At 73.4% G+C, this 17,004-nt stretch carries 15 protein-coding genes and 1 pseudogene; 7 read left to right on the top strand and 9 right to left on the bottom strand.

The window, feature by feature from the left end:
• Positions 1 to 189 precede the first annotated feature (189 nt).
• The 4 genes from RM779_RS17225 to RM779_RS17210 form a co-directional block, all read right to left on the bottom strand.
• On the bottom strand, positions 190 to 714 hold the full coding sequence (locus RM779_RS17225; RefSeq protein WP_311618596.1) for a YceI family protein: 525 nt from the start codon (positions 712 to 714) through the stop codon (positions 190 to 192).
• Positions 715 to 770: 56 nt separating this feature from the next.
• On the bottom strand, positions 771 to 1,799 hold the full coding sequence (locus RM779_RS17220; RefSeq protein WP_311618812.1) for a sodium:calcium antiporter: 1,029 nt from the start codon (positions 1,797 to 1,799) through the stop codon (positions 771 to 773).
• A gap of 109 nt (positions 1,800 to 1,908) precedes the next feature.
• Positions 1,909 to 2,931: a hemolysin family protein gene (locus tag RM779_RS17215; RefSeq protein WP_311618595.1), complete on the bottom strand. Its 1,023-nt coding sequence runs from the start codon at positions 2,929 to 2,931 to the stop codon at positions 1,909 to 1,911.
• A complete protein-coding gene (locus tag RM779_RS17210) occupies positions 2,928 to 4,244 on the bottom strand; it encodes a hemolysin family protein (protein ID WP_311618594.1) in 1,317 nt (438 codons plus the stop codon). Before RM779_RS17210 ends, RM779_RS17215 begins: the two co-directional genes overlap by 4 nt.
• Positions 4,245 to 4,623: 379 nt before the next feature.
• Between RM779_RS17210 and RM779_RS17205 the strand changes: the two genes are divergently transcribed.
• Positions 4,624 to 5,622: a sporulation protein gene (locus RM779_RS17205; RefSeq protein ID WP_311618593.1), complete on the top strand. Its 999-nt coding sequence runs from the start codon at positions 4,624 to 4,626 to the stop codon at positions 5,620 to 5,622.
• Between the two features lie 173 nt (positions 5,623 to 5,795).
• On the opposite strand, the gene RM779_RS17200 is transcribed toward RM779_RS17205, so the two are convergent.
• The 4 genes from RM779_RS17200 to RM779_RS17185 form a co-directional block, all read right to left on the bottom strand.
• On the bottom strand, positions 5,796 to 8,015 hold the full coding sequence (locus RM779_RS17200; protein WP_311618592.1) for an NADP-dependent isocitrate dehydrogenase: 2,220 nt from the start codon (positions 8,013 to 8,015) through the stop codon (positions 5,796 to 5,798).
• A gap of 129 nt (positions 8,016 to 8,144) precedes the next feature.
• Positions 8,145 to 8,525 carry a bleomycin resistance protein gene (locus RM779_RS17195; protein ID WP_311618591.1) on the bottom strand — a complete coding sequence of 127 codons (381 nt, stop codon included), beginning with the start codon at positions 8,523 to 8,525 and terminating at the stop codon, positions 8,145 to 8,147.
• 39 nt (positions 8,526 to 8,564) lie between these two features.
• Positions 8,565 to 9,254 (bottom strand): class I SAM-dependent methyltransferase, encoded by a 690-nt coding sequence (locus RM779_RS17190; RefSeq protein ID WP_311618590.1) that lies wholly within the window; start codon positions 9,252 to 9,254, stop codon positions 8,565 to 8,567.
• Positions 9,255 to 9,546: 292 nt separating this feature from the next.
• Positions 9,547 to 9,951, bottom strand: coding sequence for a VOC family protein (locus RM779_RS17185; protein ID WP_311618589.1), 405 nt, complete (start codon positions 9,949 to 9,951; stop codon positions 9,547 to 9,549).
• Between the two features lie 433 nt (positions 9,952 to 10,384).
• Here RM779_RS17185 and RM779_RS33735 point away from each other — a divergent pair.
• From RM779_RS33735 to RM779_RS17160, 6 genes and pseudogenes are all read left to right on the top strand, one after another.
• Positions 10,385 to 10,559: pseudogene (locus tag RM779_RS33735) on the top strand (helix-turn-helix domain-containing protein); the annotation flags it as partial.
• An 83-nt stretch (positions 10,560 to 10,642) separates the two neighbouring features.
• Positions 10,643 to 11,518, top strand: a complete 876-nt coding sequence (locus RM779_RS17180) for an LppU/SCO3897 family protein (RefSeq protein ID WP_394813334.1) — start codon at positions 10,643 to 10,645, stop codon at positions 11,516 to 11,518.
• 42 nt (positions 11,519 to 11,560) lie between these two features.
• Positions 11,561 to 12,256: a hypothetical protein gene (locus RM779_RS17175; RefSeq protein ID WP_311618588.1), complete on the top strand. Its 696-nt coding sequence runs from the start codon at positions 11,561 to 11,563 to the stop codon at positions 12,254 to 12,256.
• Between the two features lie 71 nt (positions 12,257 to 12,327).
• Positions 12,328 to 14,721, top strand: coding sequence for an ATP-binding protein (locus RM779_RS17170; RefSeq protein WP_311618587.1), 2,394 nt, complete (start codon positions 12,328 to 12,330; stop codon positions 14,719 to 14,721).
• A gap of 27 nt (positions 14,722 to 14,748) precedes the next feature.
• On the top strand, positions 14,749 to 14,913 hold the full coding sequence (locus RM779_RS17165) for an RNase adapter RapZ (RefSeq protein ID WP_311618586.1): 165 nt from the start codon (positions 14,749 to 14,751) through the stop codon (positions 14,911 to 14,913).
• A gap of 100 nt (positions 14,914 to 15,013) precedes the next feature.
• Positions 15,014 to 15,316, top strand: coding sequence for a nucleoside/nucleotide kinase family protein (locus tag RM779_RS17160; protein ID WP_311618585.1), 303 nt, complete (start codon positions 15,014 to 15,016; stop codon positions 15,314 to 15,316).
• Here RM779_RS17160 and RM779_RS17155 read toward each other — a convergent pair.
• Positions 15,245 to 17,002: a hypothetical protein gene (locus RM779_RS17155; RefSeq protein ID WP_311618584.1), complete on the bottom strand. Its 1,758-nt coding sequence runs from the start codon at positions 17,000 to 17,002 to the stop codon at positions 15,245 to 15,247. The genes RM779_RS17160 and RM779_RS17155 overlap by 72 nt on opposite strands.
• Positions 17,003 to 17,004 lie beyond the last annotated feature (2 nt).

The raw sequence follows: 17,004 nt of genomic DNA, 5'->3' as shown, positions 1-17,004 counted from the left end.
CGAACGGTCCTGGTGGGGCGGGGGGCGTGAGGGGGCGGGGCATGCGGCGGCTCCACGTTCGAAATGACGAATGCCATTCGGAATACTGGCCGGAACGTAGAGCAGGCGCCGGGGGCCGTCAACCCCCGGCGCAGCGAACGGCGTTGCCAGGGCGGCGGCGCGGCCCTGACGCGGGTGCCGTTCGGGGCGTCAGGAGCGCACGAACGTCACGTCCAGCGTCACGCCGAGGTGGCGCCCGGTCATGCCGCGGGACGCGCTCACCCCGAAGGCGACCCGGTCGACGGAGGCGGTGGCCCGGACGGTGAATTCCCCGGCCGACACCTGCGCCCGTTCGATCGTCAGCTCCACGGGCTGTTCGACGCCGCGGACGGTGAGCGTTCCGGCGAGGACGGCGGGGTCCGCGCGGTCCCCGTGCGCCGAGACGAAGGTGATCAGCGGGTGCGCCTCCGTGTCGAGGAACCGCGGGGAACGTACGTGCTCGTCCCGCTTGGCGCTCCCCGTCCGGAAGCTCCCCGCCTCGATCACCGCGTGTGCCCGGGACTCCCCGAGCGGCTCGGCGACGTCGGCCGTGCCCGATCCGATGGCGAACGAGCCGCGCACCGGGGCGAGCCCGAAGACGGACTTCATGGTGAACGTGACGGCCGAACGGTCGGGGTCGAGCAGGTAGTGCCCCGGGCGGGGCGTGGTCGTGGCGTGGTCGGGCTTCGCATCCATGCCGCCCATTCCACGGCAGCGTGGGCCCGGTGGGAAAGATGGGGCGGCAGGGTTCGTCAGAAGGCGAGGACGGCCACCGTGCCGGCGTAGACGGCGATCAGCAGGACGCCGTCGAACCCCAGGCGCCACCAGCCGCGTTCCTGCCGCACCAGGAGCCCGCCGAGCAGCACGCTCGTCATCACCAGGGCGGCGGCGGTGAGGAACAGCTGGTCGGGGCCCGCGGCGTGGAAGAGGGAACCGCCACCGTAGGCGAGATCGCCGATCACGAGGTTGAGCACGTCCAGGCAGTTGCCGCCGATCACGGCCGCGATGGCGAGGGTGACCGCGCCGCGCCGCACGGCCGCGATGGCGGTGACGGTCTCGGGCAGCGCGTTGACGATGCCCATGAGCACCGCGCCCACGAAGCCCGCGCTCAGTCCTGTGCTCGCCACCAGCGTCTCCGCGGCGCGGGCGATGACCCAGCCGCCGACCACCACGACGGCGGCGACACCGAGGAACTCGGCCCACAGCGTGCCGGTGCGCCGCGCCTGCGCCTCGCCGCCCGGCTGCGGCACGTCCGGCACGGTCTCCAGGGTCCGCACCGCCACCCACATGGGGCGCGGGCGGTCGCTGATCAGCCGGATGCCGCCCCAGTAGAAGGCGATCATGAAGGCGGAGGCGGGGTGCAGGCCGAGCACGGTGACATCGGGGCTGAAGGCGGCCATCAGGGCGATGCCGAGCAGGCCGATGAGCAGGCAGCCGAAGAGGAGGTTCGGCAGGGAGGCGGCGGCGTGCTCCAGGTTCACCCGCCGGTAGGTGGCATCGGCCGCGGCGACGGCCAGGGTCTGCGCCGCGATGCCGCCGACCGCGTTGCTGTATGCCAGCTCCGGCTGGTCGGCGGCGGCGGTGACCGCCGTCATCACGATCCCGGACAGGGACGTCACCACGCCGAAGAACACCGCACCGAACAGCGCCTCGCCCCGGCCCGTCCGGTCGGCCAGCACGTCGCCGAGCGTGGCCAGCCGGACGCTGCCCACGACGGTCACCAGCCCCGCCAACAGGAAGACGGCGATGCTCCAGCTCAGCGGCCACTGGCCGGTGAGGATGTCGGACACGGATGCGCTCCTTGCTGCGGTCGCCGCACGGAACGGTATTGAGTACCACGGCACTCGCCAGTCAATCCCGGTCCTGACCGTTCCGCGCGGCGGGGCAGCGTCAGCGCCGGGCGGGCGGCGGGCCGACCAGCTCGGTCAGGACGTCCTCCATCGTGACGAATCCGAGCAGCGACCCCCGGTCGCTGATGACCGCGGCCAGGTGCGTGCTTCCGGCGCGCATCGCCGTGAGGGCGTCGTCCAGCGGCGTCTCCGGGCGGATGCGGGTGATCGGGCGCAGGGCCTCCCGCGGGAACGGCCTGTCCACGGACTCCGCCTCCAGCGCGTCCTTCACGTGCAGGAAGCCCAGGACCGTGGTGCCGGGCCCGGTGACGGGGAACCGCGAGAACCCCGAGGTCGCGGCGGCCTGTTCGAGCCGGCGCGGCGTGGTGCGGTGGTCGACCGTCATCATCCGCCCGGCCGGGACGGTGATCTCCGCGACGGTCTTGGTGCCGAGGGCGAGCGCGTCGCGCAGCCGTTCGCTCTCGGCCGCCTCCAGCAGACCGGCGTCGCTGGAGTCCTTCACGATGCGGGCGAGTTCGTCGTCGGTGAAGACCGACGCCACCTCGTCCTTCGGCTCGACCTTCATCAGCCGCAGCAGCGTGTTGGCGAACGCGTTGATGCCGAAGATCACCGGCTTCAGCGCACGGGTGAGGGCGACCAGCGCCGGGCCCAGCGCCAGGGCGGTGCGTTCGGGGGCGGCCAGCGCGATGTTCTTGGGGATCATCTCGCCGATGAGCATGTGGAGATAGGTGGCCAGCGCCAGGGCGATCGTGAAGGCGATCGGGTGCACCAGGGCGTGGGGAACGCTGGCGGCCTCGAAGGCCGGTTCGAGCAGATGGGCGATGGCCGGCTCGGCGACCGCCCCGAGGACGAGCGAGGAGACGGTGATGCCCAGCTGTGCGGTGGCCATCATGGGGGAGAGGTGTTCGAGGGCCCACAGCACGGTGCGCGCGCGCCGCTGGCCGGCCTCGGCCCGCGGCTCGATCTGGTCGCGGCGCACGGAGATCAGGGCGAACTCGGCTCCCACGAAGAACGCGTTGGTCAGCAGCGTCAGGGCGCCGAGGGCGAGCTGGAAGGCGGTCATCGGGCTTCCCCAGGGGCAGTGGCGGACGGGCCGGGCGCGGCGATCCTGACCCGGTCGGCGCGGTGGTGCGCCGTGGCCAGGACGGTCAGCCGCCAGCCGTCCACCTCGGCGGTGTCGCCGGTGGCCGGAATGCGGCTGAGGACGGCGGCCAGCAGTCCCGCGACGGTCTCGTAGGGACCCTCGGGCACGGACATGCCGATGGACGACAGCGCGTCGACGCGCAGCCCGCCGTCCGCCTCCCACGCGCCGGGCCCGGCGGGCGCCAGGTCGGGCGCCTCCTCCGGATCGTGCTCGTCGCGGACCTCGCCGACGACTTCCTCGATGATGTCCTCCAGTGTCGCCACGCCCGCCGTGCCGCCGTACTCGTCGACGACCAGCGCCATGGACGCGGTGCCGCGCAACTGCTCAAGCAGCCGGTCGACCGGCAGGGTGTCGGGCACCGGCAGCGGTTCGGTCATCAGCCCGGTGACCGGGGTGGCGGCCCGCCGGTCCGCGGCCAGGGCCAGCACGTCCTTGATGTGAACGGTGCCGACCACGTCGTCGAGGATGTCCCGGTAGACCGGGAACCTGGAGTGGCCGGTGGCCCTGGTGAGGGCCGCCGCGTCCGCGGCGGTGGCGGAGACGGGCAGCGCGTGCACGTCCACGCGCGGTGTCATGACGTTCTCCGCCGTCAGCTCGCTCAGGTGCAGCGTGCGCACGAACAGCTCGGCCGAATCGGGCGGCAGCACGCCCTGGGCCGCCGAGTGGCGGGCCAGCGCGACCAGCTCCTGCGGGGTGCGGGCCGAGGCCAGCTCCTCCGCCGGTTCGAGACCTGCGCGGCGCACGAGGCGGTTCGCCGTGCTGTTCAGGTGCCGGATCAGCGGCCCGAAGGCGGCGGTGAAGCCGCGCTGCGGGCCGGCCACCACCTTGGCGACGGCCAGCGGGCGCGAGATCGCCCAGTTCTTCGGGACCAGCTCGCCGATCACCATGAGCGCGATCGTGGAGATCACCACGCCGAGCACGGTGGCCGCCGGGGAGGCGCCACCGCCGAGACCGGCCGACTCGAGCGGCCCGCGCAGCAGCGAGGCGAGGGAGGGCTCGGCGAGCATGCCGATCACCAGCGAGGTCACCGTGATGCCCAGCTGGGCGCCGGAGAGCTGGAACGTCAGGCGCCGGACGGCCGCGAGTGCACCCTCGGCGCCGCGCTCGCCCGCCCGCGCGGCGCGTTCCAGCTCGCCGCGCTCGATGGTGGTCAGGGAGAACTCGGCGGCGACGAAGACGGCGCAGGCGAGGATCAGCGCGAGGGCCACGAGAAGCAGCAGGATCTCGGTCACCGTGCCACCCCCGCCCCGTTGCTCGTCACTGCTGGGCCGGGAACGACACGGTTGGTACTGGGTGGTTCGCCCATGAGGGCTGCTGCTCCTTCAAAGATCGGACGGGCACTGAGCCCCATAGTAAAGGGTCGGTAAAGTTGCTGCCGGGAGGTGCGGGGGTGTGCCTGTCGGGGGTGCCTTTCGGCCTTTCTTCCGCCGGATGCCCGCAAGCGCGGGCGGGTCGCCGGGGGGCAACTATTCTTCTACAGGCGTGTAGAAACCGCGAGCGCCGGTTTCCGCGTACCGTCATGCGCCCCGCCCCGCGCGGCCCACGGGCCTGCCGCCCGCCGCCGCGGCGCGGTGCCGACCCTCACCAATGCGTAAAGGAGTGAACGCCACGATGGTGTTCAAAAGGCTGCTCGGCTCGCTCGGCATGGGCGGCCCCACGGTGGACACGGTCCTGGAGGGCGGCGCGGTGCTGCCCGGCGGGCCGCTGCACGGGCAGGTCCACCTCGAAGGCGGGAACGCCGACGTCGACATCGAGCACATCACCCTCGAACTGCTCGCGCGCGTGGAGGCCGAGGGCCACGACGGCGAGGACGAAGGCGCCGTCATCTTCGAACGGTTCACCGTCGGCGGCGGGTTCCGCCTCGCCGAGGGCGAACGGCACGCGGTCCCCTTCGCCGTCACGCTGCCCTGGGAAACCCCGCTCACCGAGCTGTACGGCCAGCCGCTCGGCATCGTGCTGGGAGTGCGCACCGAACTCGCGGTGGCCGGCGCCCGGGACAAGGGCGACCTGGACCCGTTGACGATCGGCCCGCTGCCCGTGCAGGAGGCGGTCCTTGAGGCGCTCGGCGGCCTGGGCTTCGGCTTCGTCTCGGCCGATCTGGAGCTTGGGCACGTGCACGGCACGGGCCAGCAACTCCCGTTCTACCAGGAGATCGAGCTGACCCCGCCGCCGCACTACGCCCACGCGGTCAACGAGATCGAGCTCACCTTCCTCGCCTCCCCCGGCGGCGTGGAGATCGTCCTGGAGGCCGACAAGCGCGGCGGGTTCTTCTCCGGCGGCCACGACACGCTCGGCCGGCACGCGGTCAGCCACGACAGCGTCGCCCACACCGACTGGGCCGCCGAGGTCGACGCGTGGGTCCGCGCACTGGTGGAGCACCGCGCCGCATACGCCTCGCACGGTCACCCGCCGCACGACGGCGGCTGGGCGCACAAGAGCGAGGACCACGGCCACGACGAGCACCACGGCTCCGGCCCCGGCATGGGAACGGTGATCGCGGCGGGCGCCGCCGGCCTTGCCGTCGGCGTGGTGGGTGGCATGGTGGCCGCCGAAGTCGTCGACGAGGTCGGCGACTTCTTCGAAGGCGACGAGGAGGGCGAGGAGGGCTGACCCCGCCACCCCGCCCGGCGGCCATCGCGGGCGGTCACGGCGGGCTCGTTCCGCCACGGAGAAGATCAGAGAAGATCAGAGCCGGGTCGAGGGGCCGCGGCGCCACCGGGGCCCAGGCCCTGGCGAGAGACCGCCCCGGCCGGACGAAGCCGGCCGGGGCGGACACGTGTGCATCAGACGAGGGTCGCGAGTGCCTCGTTGAGCGCGGCCGACGGGCGCATGACGGCCGTGGCCTTCTCCCCGTCGGGCTGGTAGTACCCGCCGATGTCGGCCGGGGAGCCCTGCACCGCGGTCAGCTGCCCCACGATCGTCTCCTCCTGCTCGGCCAGCGTCCTGGCCAGCCCGGCGAACGCCTTCGCCAGCTCGGCGTCGTCGCCCTGCGCGGCCAGCTCCTGGGCCCAGTAGAGAGCCAGGTAGAAGTGGCTGCCGCGGTTGTCGATGCCGCCGAGCCGCCGGCTCGGCGACTTGTTCTCGCTCAGGAACGTGCCGGTCGCCCGGTCCAGCGTGTCGGCGAGCACCTGGGCCCGCGCGTTGCCCGTGGTCTGCGCCAGGTGCTCGAAGCTGACCGCGAGCGCCAGGAACTCGCCCAGGCTGTCCCAGCGCAGGTAGTTCTCCTTGACCAGCTGCTGGACGTGCTTGGGCGCCGAGCCGCCGGCGCCGGTCTCGAACAGGCCGCCGCCGTTGATGAGCGGCACGACGGAGAGCATCTTCGCGCTCGTGCCCAGCTCCAGGATCGGGAACAGGTCGGTCAGGTAGTCGCGCAGCACGTTCCCGGTGACCGAGATCGTGTTCTCGCCGCGGCGGATGCGCTCCAGCGAGAACGTGATCGCCTCGACCGGCGCCATGATCTCGATGGTCAGGCCCTCGGTGTCGTGCTCCGGCAGGCAGGCCCTGACCTTCTCGATGAGGGCGGCGTCGTGCGCCCGCGTCGCGTCCAGCCAGAACACGGCCGGGTCACCGGTGGCCCGGGCGCGGCTCACGGCCAGCTTGACCCAGTCCTGGACGGGAATGTCCTTGGTCTGGCACATGCGCCACACGTCCCCGGCGCTCACCGCGTGCTCCAGGACCGCGTCGCCCTCGCCGTCGAGCACCCGGACCGTGCCGGTCGCCGGGATCTCGAACGTCTTGTCGTGGCTGCCGTACTCCTCGGCCTTCTGCGCCATCAGGCCGACGTTCGGCACCGAACCCATCGTCGCCGGGTCGTACGCGCCGTTCGCCCGGCAGTCGTCGATCACGGCCTGGTAGATGCCCGCGTAGCTGCTGTCGGGGATGACCGCGAGCGTGTCGGCCTCCTCGCCGTCCGGCCCCCACATGTGGCCCGAGGTGCGGATCATCGCCGGCATGGAGGCGTCGACGATGACATCGCTCGGCACGTGCAGGTTGCTGATGCCGCGGTCGGAGTCGACCATCGCCAGGGCCGGGCCCTCCGCCAGCTCGGCGTCGAAGGACTCCTTGATCGCGTCGCCGTTCGGCAGCGCCTCAAGGCCCTTGAAGATGCCGCCCAGGCCGTCGTTCGGCGTCAGCCCGGCCGCGGCGAGCGCCGCGCCGTGCTCGGCGAAGGTCTTCGGGAAGAAGGCCCGCACCACGTGGCCGAAGATGATCGGGTCGGACACCTTCATCATCGTGGCCTTCAGGTGCACCGAGAACAGCACGCCCTCCGCCTTGGCGCGGGCGACCTGCGCCGCCAGGAACTCGCGCAGCGCGCCCACCCGCATCACGGAGGCGTCCACGATCTCGCCCGCCAGCACCGGCACCGACTCGCGCAGCACGGTGGTGCTGCCGTCGTCCCCGGCCAGCTCGATGCGCAGCGAGCCGGACTCGGCGACGATCGCGGACTTCTCGGTGGAGCGGAAGTCATCGGCGGTCATGTGCGCGACGTGCGTCCGCGAATCGGGCGACCACGCCCCCATGCGGTGCGGGTTCGCCCGGGCGTAGCTCTTGACCGACGCCGGCGCCCTGCGGTCGGAGTTGCCCTCGCGCAGCACCGGGTTGACCGCGCTGCCCTTGACCTTGTCGTAACGGGCGCGGATGTCGCGCTCCTCGTCGGTCTTCGGGTCGTCCGGGTAGTCGGGCAGCGCGTATCCCTGCTCCTTCAGCTCGGCGATCGCCGCCTTCAGCTGCGGGATCGACGCCGAGATGTTGGGCAGCTTGATGATGTTGGCCTCGGGCGTCTGCGCCAGCTCGCCCAGCTCGGCGAGGGCGTCGCCGATGCGCTGCGCAGGCTCCAGGTAGTCGGGGAAGCCGGCGATGATGCGGCCCGCGAGCGAGATGTCACGCCGCTCCACACGCACCCCGGCGGTCGAGGCGTAGGCCTCCACCACGGGCAAGAACGAATACGTCGCCAGGGCCGGGGCCTCATCAGTGTGGGTATAGATGATGGTCGAGTCAGTCACCGGGTGCTCCGCTCCACGTATGCAACATTGCTCGACATCAAGATATCCTGTGGCCGCGCCGCTCCCGACAGGGCTCCGCCACCTTCCGGCCGAGGAACACCTGACGCGACAGGCGGCCGCCGGTGGTCGTCAGGCGACGGGGAGCGGGCTTCCGATACGCAGGAGATTGCCGCTGCGGTCCACGAGGGCGAACTCGCGCATCCCGTAGTCCGTGTCGACCGGAGGCACGAGCCGGCTGCCCGTCTCCGCCTCGGTCGGCACCCCGGCCCGCGACCAGGCGCGGTGCAGGGCGTCCGCATCCCGCACGCGCACGTAGCAACTCGCCGCGGTGGACAGCGGGTCCACCTCCGGGTGGTGCCAGAAGTGCAGCTCCACCGTCCCCCGGGTCAGGATCAGGTACCGGTGCCGCTCCGGCGGGTCCCCGTGCGGCTCGAAGCCGAGGTGGGCATAGAAGGCCAGCGTCTCCGCCAGATCCCGGCTGGGCAGGATCGGCACCGCGTATTCGTCCATGGCCTCAACGTAGCCGGGGGGTCCGACAGCCGGCCGTGGTCAGCGGGCCCGGTGCGGTTTGACCGCCCGCACCGCGAGCACCGCGGGGGTGGGCCGCCCGCCCTCGGCGAACCGGCTCAGCACCAGGCCCGCGGCGGTGAACGCGCCCAGCAGCTCGGGCAGCGGCAGGTGCGTGGCCCCGACCTTGTCGCGCACCCCGCCGTCGGTCCACGACGCCTTCGTCCAGTGCCCGTCGAGATACCCGGGCCCGATGACCACCGCGTCCGGGTCCCCCCGGTCGGCGAACCCGCCGCAGAAACAGGGGTGCACACCGATGTGCACCAGCACGCCCCCGGGCCGCAGCACGCGCGCGGCCTCGGCCAGCACCGCCGGATAGCGCGGCATGTCCGTGTGCACCATCATCGCCAGCACGGCGGGAACGGACGCGTCCAGCACCGGCAACCGCGCCGCGTCGGCCCGGGCGGCGGGCAGTCGCCCGCGCGCGTGGCGCAGCATCCCGCCGGAGAGGTCGACGCCGACCGGGGTCCGGCCCAGCGAACGCACGCTCGCGGCATGGATTCCCGTGCCGCAGCCGATCTCCAGGCAGGTGCCCTCGCCCTCGCCGAGCATGTCGCGCAGCAGTCCTCCGAGGCCCAGCGGATCGTCCCGCCCCGAGCCGTACCGCTGCCCGGCGATGAACTCCTCCTCGTACCAGTCCGCGATCTCGTCGTAGGCCGCCGTCGACGCCATGTGCCACTCCTTCGCTCCGCACCGGGCCCCGTCCCCCTGCGATGCCTGCCCACCCGCGCCGCCACCGCCCGCGTTTCCGCCCGAGGCGAACCCGCGGCGGGCGTGCCGCCCTGGCCAGGGCCCGGCTAGTGCCCCGTCAGCCAAGGTTTGCCCCGTCGCGACGCCCGGCACGGCACCTCGCTGCGTTGCCGAATCTTGCGAGTACGGCCAAGTACGAGCTGCGATCCGGCGCCTTGCGATGCACCGCACCGGATCGCCGCTCCTTGACGGGCAAACCTTGGCTGACGCGGCACTAGGAGTTGGTCCAGCCGCGGGTGCTGAGTACCAGCCGGTAGCCGTCCGGGTCCTGGATGGTGGCGCCCCACGCGTCCCAGTACGGGTTACGCGACCGCACGCGCTTACCGCCGTGGGCTTCCAGGCGTGAGAGCACCGCTTGCGGTACCTGCTCGTCGAGGTAGACGACGAGCAGGTCTTCCTCGGTTGGGCGCGGTTCAACGGCGGCGTCCTGGACGAGCTCCAGATGCCAGGAGGCGTCCGGCCAGCCGACCATCAACAGGTCGTGTTCGTCCGGTCCGCCTTCGCTCTCCGCTCGGAACAGTACGCTCAGCCCGAGCCCGCTGACCCAGAAGTGTTCCGCCGCGACGAGGTCGCGAGACGGCCGGGCGATACGGATATGGCTCTGACCGGTGGCGGGCATGGGACGCTCCTCGTGATCGGTCGCATTCGCTGCGGCAGCATATGCGCGCATGTCCCCCGCGGCATCGGCCGAAGGTTCCCGGGCCGACCGGTCCCGAGTCCTACGACCGCACGCGGCCCCGGCCACGTGATGGCCGTGGCCCGTTCCACCCCGGTCCGGAACGCGGGTCGGCATCGGCAGCGATGCCGACCACCACCTGCTGATCCACGGAGACCACCGACCCACCCGGCGCGGACACCACCGGGCAACGGCTCGCCGCAGCCGCAGCCGACGACGATCGACCACCGAGCCCGCTGGACAGAACACGAACCCACACGGGAGCACCAGCTAGGTGTATTGCTCACAAGCGTTGTTGACACTCGTTGGGGCTTGATCATGGCGAAGACCTCCGATGTGGTGGAGCTGTCTAGGACTGCACCGCATGGAGGTCTTCATGTCCCACCGTAATGCCCGGCTGACGGTTCATGGCAGGCGGCTGCTGGTCGAGCGGGTTCGTTCGGGTCGCCCTGTCGCCCATGTCGCCGCTGAGATGGGTGTCTCCCGGACGACCGCGCACAAGTGGGTGCGCAGGTCCGTTGCCGAGGGCGAGTCCGGTCTGGCCGACCGGCGAACAATTGTGCCCAGGGGGCCCGTGGTTGCTAGCCTGACCCGCGCAGAACATGAGCACAGCATGTGTCACGGGGGAAGAAGCATGAGTGGTATACCAGGCGGGCCCTACGCGGGTCCGCAGCCGGGGCCTGTCCCAGGGCAGCCGGGGCCCGTTCCGGGGCCGGGCGCGGGCGGCAATGACGGGCGTCGGCTCGGCATCCTCGCGATCGTCGTCGTGGCCGCGGTGGCCCTTTCGTTCGGCCTCGCCAAGGCCACCGGCGCCGACGCGCGCGGCAACGCATCCGCCGCCGCTCCCGGCATCGGCGGTCCGGGGGCGATCGACGGCGGGGACCTCGGCGAGATACCCGGCCTTGAGGATCAGGGTCTCGACGGGTCCGGCGGCGGCTCGACCGAAGGGCTCGGCGACATCGGCGGCTCGCCCACGCCGACGCCCACCCCGACTCCGACCCCCACCCCGACGCCCACGCCGACGGACCCGACGCTGGAGCTGTACCAGCAGGTTTCCGCGGGCGACTGTCTCAACAACTGGATGATTTCCGAGACCGAATGGGTCAGCGACACCCCCGACCCCGTCTCGTGCGACGACGACGCCGCCGGCGTCTGGGTGTCGGACACGGCGGACTCGGTGAGCGCCTGCCCCGTGGACGCCGGCCGTTCCTACCTGTCCTACAGCTCGGGGGCCGAGACCGTGGCCCTCTGCGTCACCCGGCAGTTCGAGGTCGGGCAGTGCTTCCTCGGCATGGCGGACGGCAGCGCCAACCTCATGAGCTGGGTGGACTGCGAAGGCGGCATCGTTCCGCCCTACAGCCAGCTGTACAACGTCACCGGCGTCTACTCCGCCCCGGCGACGGTGACGGACGACGCGTGCCGGCAGTCGGCCAACGACCAGAACACCTACTGGTGGTGGACCGCGGACGCCGAATCCGTCCTGGTCTGCACCGTCGTCTACACCGGCTGAGCCCGTGCCGACCGTCACGTCGTCACGGCCACAGGGGGAATCATGAGCCAGCCTTGGCAGCACCAACAGCAACACCCACACCAGCCGCAGCCGGGACAGCCCGGGTACGGCTACCCGCAACAGCCCGGGTACGGCTACCCGCAACAACCCGGGTACGGCTACCCGCAGCAGCCGGGGTACGGCTATCCGCAGCCCGGCATGGGCCCGCCCGCGCCGCCGCCACCGCCGGCGCCCTACGCCCGCAGGCCCCAGCCCGGGGTGGCCATCCTGGTGAGCCTGGCCGCCGCCCTCGCGCTGGCCCTGCTGTACGGCTTCCTCACGGGCATGGTCGTCGACTTCGAGTCCCTGATCGAGGACGCGGCCCGCAACGGCGACACCGAGATCGACGTCGCCCAGCTGACCTGGCTCGCCGCGGCCGTGGGCGCCCTGATCGGCCTGCCGGCCGCGAAGCTCGCCCCCGGACAGCCCGCGGCCTACTGGACCGCCGGGGCGCTGGCCGTGGTCGCCATGCTGCTCGGCGAGACCTTCGCGACCGCCGTGCTGGCCTCCGAGGCGACCGACGGCGCGAAGGGTGCGTTCGAGATGTTCATCGACAACTTCTCCGATATGTGGGAGGGCTGGACGGAGAACGCGCACGGCATGACCTGGCCGCTGGCCGCGCTCGCCCCGGCCGCCGCGGTGCTCACCGGCTACCTGGTCGGCGGTACCACGCCCCCGCAGCCCCGCACCTGGCCGTGACCGGCCGGACCGGACGTGTGACCAACTCCCGCGTCGGCTAACGTGTTTCCCCACGCGGCGGGGGAGGCTGAATGGAACTGCTGACCATGTCGGCGGTGGTGTCGGCGGTCGAGACGGTGACCTCAGACGCCCTGTCGGGGGCCACCGGCGAGTTCGGGCGGCGCATGTCCGAGGCCCTGTCCGGCCTGGTGCGCAGATCGCTGCGCCGCGACGCCGACGGCGGCACTGCCCTGCCCGACGGGCCGCAGGAGCGCCGGGAGCTGGCGGAGCGGCTGTTCCAGGAGGCCGCCCGCGATCCCGCGTTCGCCCGCGACCTGGAGCTGTGGCTGCGGGATTCGGCCGCGGTCGGCGGGGCTGGCGGCCCGCGTGGCGCGACGGCCCGCCCACGCCTGCTGCCGCCGGGCACGGCCGTCTTCACCGACCGGGAGCACGTGCTCGCCGACGTGCGGGACCTGGCGGACGGGCTCGGCGAGGAGGCCCTCGGCCACCCCGGCATCGTGGTCCTCATCGGCCCCGGCGGCATCGGCAAGACCGCGACCGCCGTGCACTGCGCCCGGCTCCTCGCCGAACGTTTCCCCGACGGGCAGCTCCACGCCGACCTCAGGGGCGCCGCGGCGGCCACCGCCGTCGCCCCCTCCGACGTCCTCGCCCGTTTCCTCGCCGTTCTCGGTGTCCCGGCCGGCCGAATCTCCGGTGACGAGCAGCGCCTGCTCGACCTGTACCGCGACCTGACCGCCGAGCGGCGGCTCCTGGTGCTGCTGGACAACGCGCATTCGGCGGCGCAGGTCGCGCCGCTGCTGACCGCCGCGCCGCGGTCGCTGGTGATGGTCACCAGCCGCTACCGGCTGCCCGAGCTGGTCAGGGACCACGGGGCCCGTGTCATCCGGCTCGGCCCGCTCCCCCCGGAGGACTCGCTCCGCCTGCTGGCCCGCCTCGTCGGCCCCGACCGCGTCGCCGAGGGCCGCGAACACGCCGAGGCCGTCGCCGGGCGGTGCGCCGGGCTGCCGCTGACGCTGTGCGCCACGGGTGCGCGTGCCGCGGGGCGGGAACACCTCAGCTGGGAGCGGATTCTCCGGGACTTCACCGAGGCCGAAGCCGGCGACGGCGGCGGCGACGGGGAACGGGAGGAGGGGGCGATGCACAGCGGGCCGGACGACACCGCGGCCTTCCGGGCCACGGACCTGTCCTACCGCGAGCTCGGCGCGCCCGCCGCCCGCCTGTACCGGCTGCTAGGCCTCCGCCCCTGGCCGGACATCTCCGTCGGCGCCGCCGCCGCGGCGGCGGGGGACGGGGACGAGGCCGCCGCGCGCGCCCTGCTCGAAGAGCTGGCCGCCGCCCACCTCGTCGAGGAGACGGGCGAGGAGCGCTACCGCTATCACGACGTCATCCGCCGCCACGCCGAGCAGCGCGCGGCCCTGACGGACGGTCCGCAGGAGTCCGCGCGCGCCACGGGCCGCATCGTCCGCTGGTATCTGCGCGAGGCGGCCGCGGCCGACAGCGCGGTCCTGCCCGGCCGTTGGCGGCTCGGCCCCGCCTACGCCGAACGCGGCCTGCCTCGGAGCGAGGCCGCGGCGACCGGCCTGGACTGGCTGCTGCGCGAACGGGAGAACCTGGCCGAGGCCGTGCGCGCCGCGGACGACCACGGCTTCGACGACCTGGTCTGGCAGCTGTGCGAAGCGCTGTGGGGCCTGCACCTCAAATGCGGCTTCCACCGGCAGTGGGCCGAGACGCACCAGCGCGGTGTGGCCGCGGCCCGGCGCTGTGCCGAGGCGTTCGGGGACCCCCGCGCCGAGGGCCGGATGCGGGTCCAGCTGGCGTTCGCCCTCAAAGGGCTCGGCCGGTACGAAGAAGCCGAACGGCAGCTGGCCCGGGCGGCGGAGTCCGACCGGCGCGCCGGGCACCACCGTGGCGAGGCCACCGCCCTGGAGGTGCTGGGTCTGCTGCGGCTCGACCAGTGGCGGTACGAGGAGGCCGAGTCCCGTTTCGCCGAGGCCAGGCACCGGCTCGGCCTCATCGCCCAGGAGCAGGACGGCGCCGCCGACGTGCCGCGTGCGCTGGCGATCCTGGCCCACCACAGCGGGCGCGCGCTGCGCCTGGGGCGCCGCACGGACGAGGCCACGACCCAACTGCTCAACGCGCTCGCACTGTTCACCGAGCTTCCGGCACCCGACCCGTACAACGAGGCGCGGGTGAAGATGAGCCTGGGCGAGACGTTTCTCGACGCCGGGGACCCGGGCGCCGCCCGGACGCCGCTGAGGGAGGCGTCCGCCGCGATGGCCGCCGACGGCGCGCCGATGCAACAGGCCGAGTGCGCGCGGCTGCTGGCGCGCTGTGCCATGGAGCTTTCCGAGCCGCGGGCCGAGGCGGAGCACCTGCGCACGGCGCGCGCTCTGTACGCGCGGACGGGGAACGACGCCCTCGTGGCCCGCATCGACGAACGCCTGCGCGGCCTCGGAGCCTCCTGACCGCCGCGCGCCGCGTACGCCCCTGGCATGCCGAAGGTCTTGATCACCGGAATGTCGGGCACCGGCAAGTCGACCGCGCTCCGGGCCCTGGCCGACCGCGGGCACCGCGCCGTCGACACCGACACCGACACCGACCGGTGGAGCCACCGGGTGACGCTGCCGGACGGCTCCGCCCGGTCGAACAGCGGGTAGAAGTCCCCCTGATTGCTCTTGCAGCCCGCCACGAACAGGCTGCCGTCGCCGTGCCCGGCGAGCAGATCCTTCATGGCCGCCTCGCGCCACACCCAGTCGGGTGGTGCTGCTGAGCGCGCCCGCCGCGGTCCTGATGGACCGCGTCGCGGCACGCACCGGCAACCCCTACGGCAAGCGGCCCGAGGAGCGCGCCGCGATCCTGGCGGACCTGGCCGGGGTCGAGCCGCTGTTGCGGGCGACGGCCGATGCCGAGATCGATGCGACGGCGCCGCTCGCCTGTGTCGTCCGGCAGTTGGAGGCCCTCGCCCGACGGCCCGCCGCCGTGGCGTGGTCAGCCGTCGGGCTCGACGCGGACGCGGTGCCGCGTCCCGCCGGTCCGCACCACGAGGCCGCCGGGGAGTGAACTCCCCGCCGTCAGCCAGGCGTGGAGCGCCGAGGCGTAGGCGGCCGGGTCGCACAGGTCCACGCGGCCCGACGGTTCCGGCTCCGCCGTCAGCCGCAACGCCCGGCCGCCGCGCACCAGGACGGTGCAGCTGTCGGGCCCGGTGACGTACGCGGCCAGCCGGCAGTGCCGGTGCCGCTCCAGGACCTCCGCCGCCCACGCCCGCGGGGGGCCCGTACGCGGATCGTCCACGGCGCCGTACCGCACGATCACGTCGGCGACCTCCAGCCGTGTGACGTCGAGCCCGTCCTCGTGCACCACCGTGTGGGCGTCCTCGAAGCCGTCCGCCGCAGGCTCCGCCGTGGCGCCCGCGTAGCGGGCCACCGCGACCTCGGGCGCCGCGCCCGCGCACACCCGGGTCAGGACGCGCAGCGGCGCGGTGCGTTCCTCGGCCGCCGGGGCGGGCAGGGGCAGCCGGGCCAGGGCGGCGGGCCGCCCGTGCGGCTCCGGCAGGCCGAGCAGGTCGTAGAACAGCGTGCGCAGCAGGGCCGCGGAGCCGCCGGGGGCCGAACTCGACAGGGCGCCGAGCGCCGCGTAACGGCCGGGCACGTGCCGCCCCATCAGCTCGTCCAGCTGGGCGCGCAGCCCGCGGTGGGGGGCCAGCCGCGGCGCGGCCCGGCCCAGGGAGGCGACGGGGGAGCCGGGGTCCAGATCCTCGTCGGGGAAGGCGGCCATGAGCACGGGGCGGCCGATCGCCGCCGCGTAGAACGTGACGGAGCCGTGGTCCCCGATGACGCAGTCGGCGGCGATGAGCGCCTGCCGCCATGGCCCGAGCGGCGGGATGAGCGTCAGCCCGCCGCGGCGCGCCTCCGCGAGCCAGGCCCGCACCTGTCCGGGGCCGTGCCCGTGCCAGACGTTGGGGTGCAGCACGGCGGCCGTGCGGTACTCGTCGGCCGGCAGCTCCGCGGTCAGCCGCGGCAGCAGCGAGAGCAGCGGGTCGGCCTCGCCGCCGTCGCCGAACAGGGAACGCTGCCCCCAGGTGGAGTTCACCACGACCAGCCGCTGGCCGTCGGCCACGCCGAACGCCCGCCGGAACCGTTCACGCAGCGGCAGTTCGGCCAGAATCCGGTCGTAGCACGGGTCACCGGCGAGCACGGCGGTCGGTGCCGCCTCGGGGCAGGCCGCGGCCAGCCGCTCCAGCTGCTCGGGGTGCGAGAGAACGGTCGCGGCCGCTATCGGCCGGCCTCCGTGCAACTGCCACTCGGGGCCGAAGCCGAAGGCCGCCGGCCCGTCCGCGCCGGACGCCGACCGTAATTTCTTGTTGTAGCCCACCCCGTGCGACAGGGTCACCAGGCGGCCGGGCAGCGCGTGCAGCCCGCCGCCGTAACTGGCCGTGACGGCCAGGTGCACGGGCAGCCGCACCGCCTGCTCCCAGGGCAGCACGGGCAGTCCCATCGTCTCCAGCGCCTCGGGAACGCCCGCGAGGAACGGCGAGGAGCCGGTGCAGGTGGCCAGCAGCTGGAGGCGTGGATCGCTGTCGAGCAGCGGCAGGACGTCCAGCAGGCGGGTCGCGGAGGTCACGTTGTGCACCACGAACAGGGCACGCCGCGCCGCCCGCCGGGTCACCCACCGTTCGGCGTCGGCGCCGACGGGCACCCGCAGCCGCTCGGTGGTCAACGCCCGCCCCGCCTTCTCCTCGCCCGTCATCC

The organism is Streptomyces johnsoniae (genome assembly GCF_031845565.1).
GTDB classification, from domain to species: Bacteria; Actinomycetota; Actinomycetes; order Streptomycetales; family Streptomycetaceae; genus Streptomyces; species Streptomyces johnsoniae.
The sequence above is the reverse complement of the archived record's forward strand: the minus strand, read 5'-3'. Positions and strand labels throughout refer to the sequence as shown.

What these genes read in the sequence shown, in the direction of transcription:
- RM779_RS17225 (WP_311618596.1), bottom strand. Translation starts at nt 714, where the DNA reads ATGGATGCGAAGCCCGACCACGCCACGACCACGCCCCGCCCGGGGCAC.
- RM779_RS17215 (WP_311618595.1), bottom strand. Translation starts at nt 2,931, where the DNA reads ATGACCGCCTTCCAGCTCGCCCTCGGCGCCCTGACGCTGCTGACCAAC.
- RM779_RS17205 (WP_311618593.1), top strand. Translation starts at nt 4,624, where the DNA reads ATGGTGTTCAAAAGGCTGCTCGGCTCGCTCGGCATGGGCGGCCCCACG.
- RM779_RS17195 (WP_311618591.1), bottom strand. Translation starts at nt 8,525, where the DNA reads ATGGACGAATACGCGGTGCCGATCCTGCCCAGCCGGGATCTGGCGGAG.
- RM779_RS17190 (WP_311618590.1), bottom strand. Translation starts at nt 9,254, where the DNA reads ATGGCGTCGACGGCGGCCTACGACGAGATCGCGGACTGGTACGAGGAG.
- RM779_RS17185 (WP_311618589.1), bottom strand. Translation starts at nt 9,951, where the DNA reads ATGCCCGCCACCGGTCAGAGCCATATCCGTATCGCCCGGCCGTCTCGC.
- RM779_RS17180 (WP_394813334.1), top strand. Translation starts at nt 10,643, where the DNA reads ATGAGTGGTATACCAGGCGGGCCCTACGCGGGTCCGCAGCCGGGGCCT.
- RM779_RS17175 (WP_311618588.1), top strand. Translation starts at nt 11,561, where the DNA reads ATGAGCCAGCCTTGGCAGCACCAACAGCAACACCCACACCAGCCGCAG.
- RM779_RS17170 (WP_311618587.1), top strand. Translation starts at nt 12,328, where the DNA reads ATGGAACTGCTGACCATGTCGGCGGTGGTGTCGGCGGTCGAGACGGTG.
- RM779_RS17165 (WP_311618586.1), top strand. Translation starts at nt 14,749, where the DNA reads ATGCCGAAGGTCTTGATCACCGGAATGTCGGGCACCGGCAAGTCGACC.
- RM779_RS17155 (WP_311618584.1), bottom strand. Translation starts at nt 17,002, where the DNA reads ATGACGGGCGAGGAGAAGGCGGGGCGGGCGTTGACCACCGAGCGGCTG.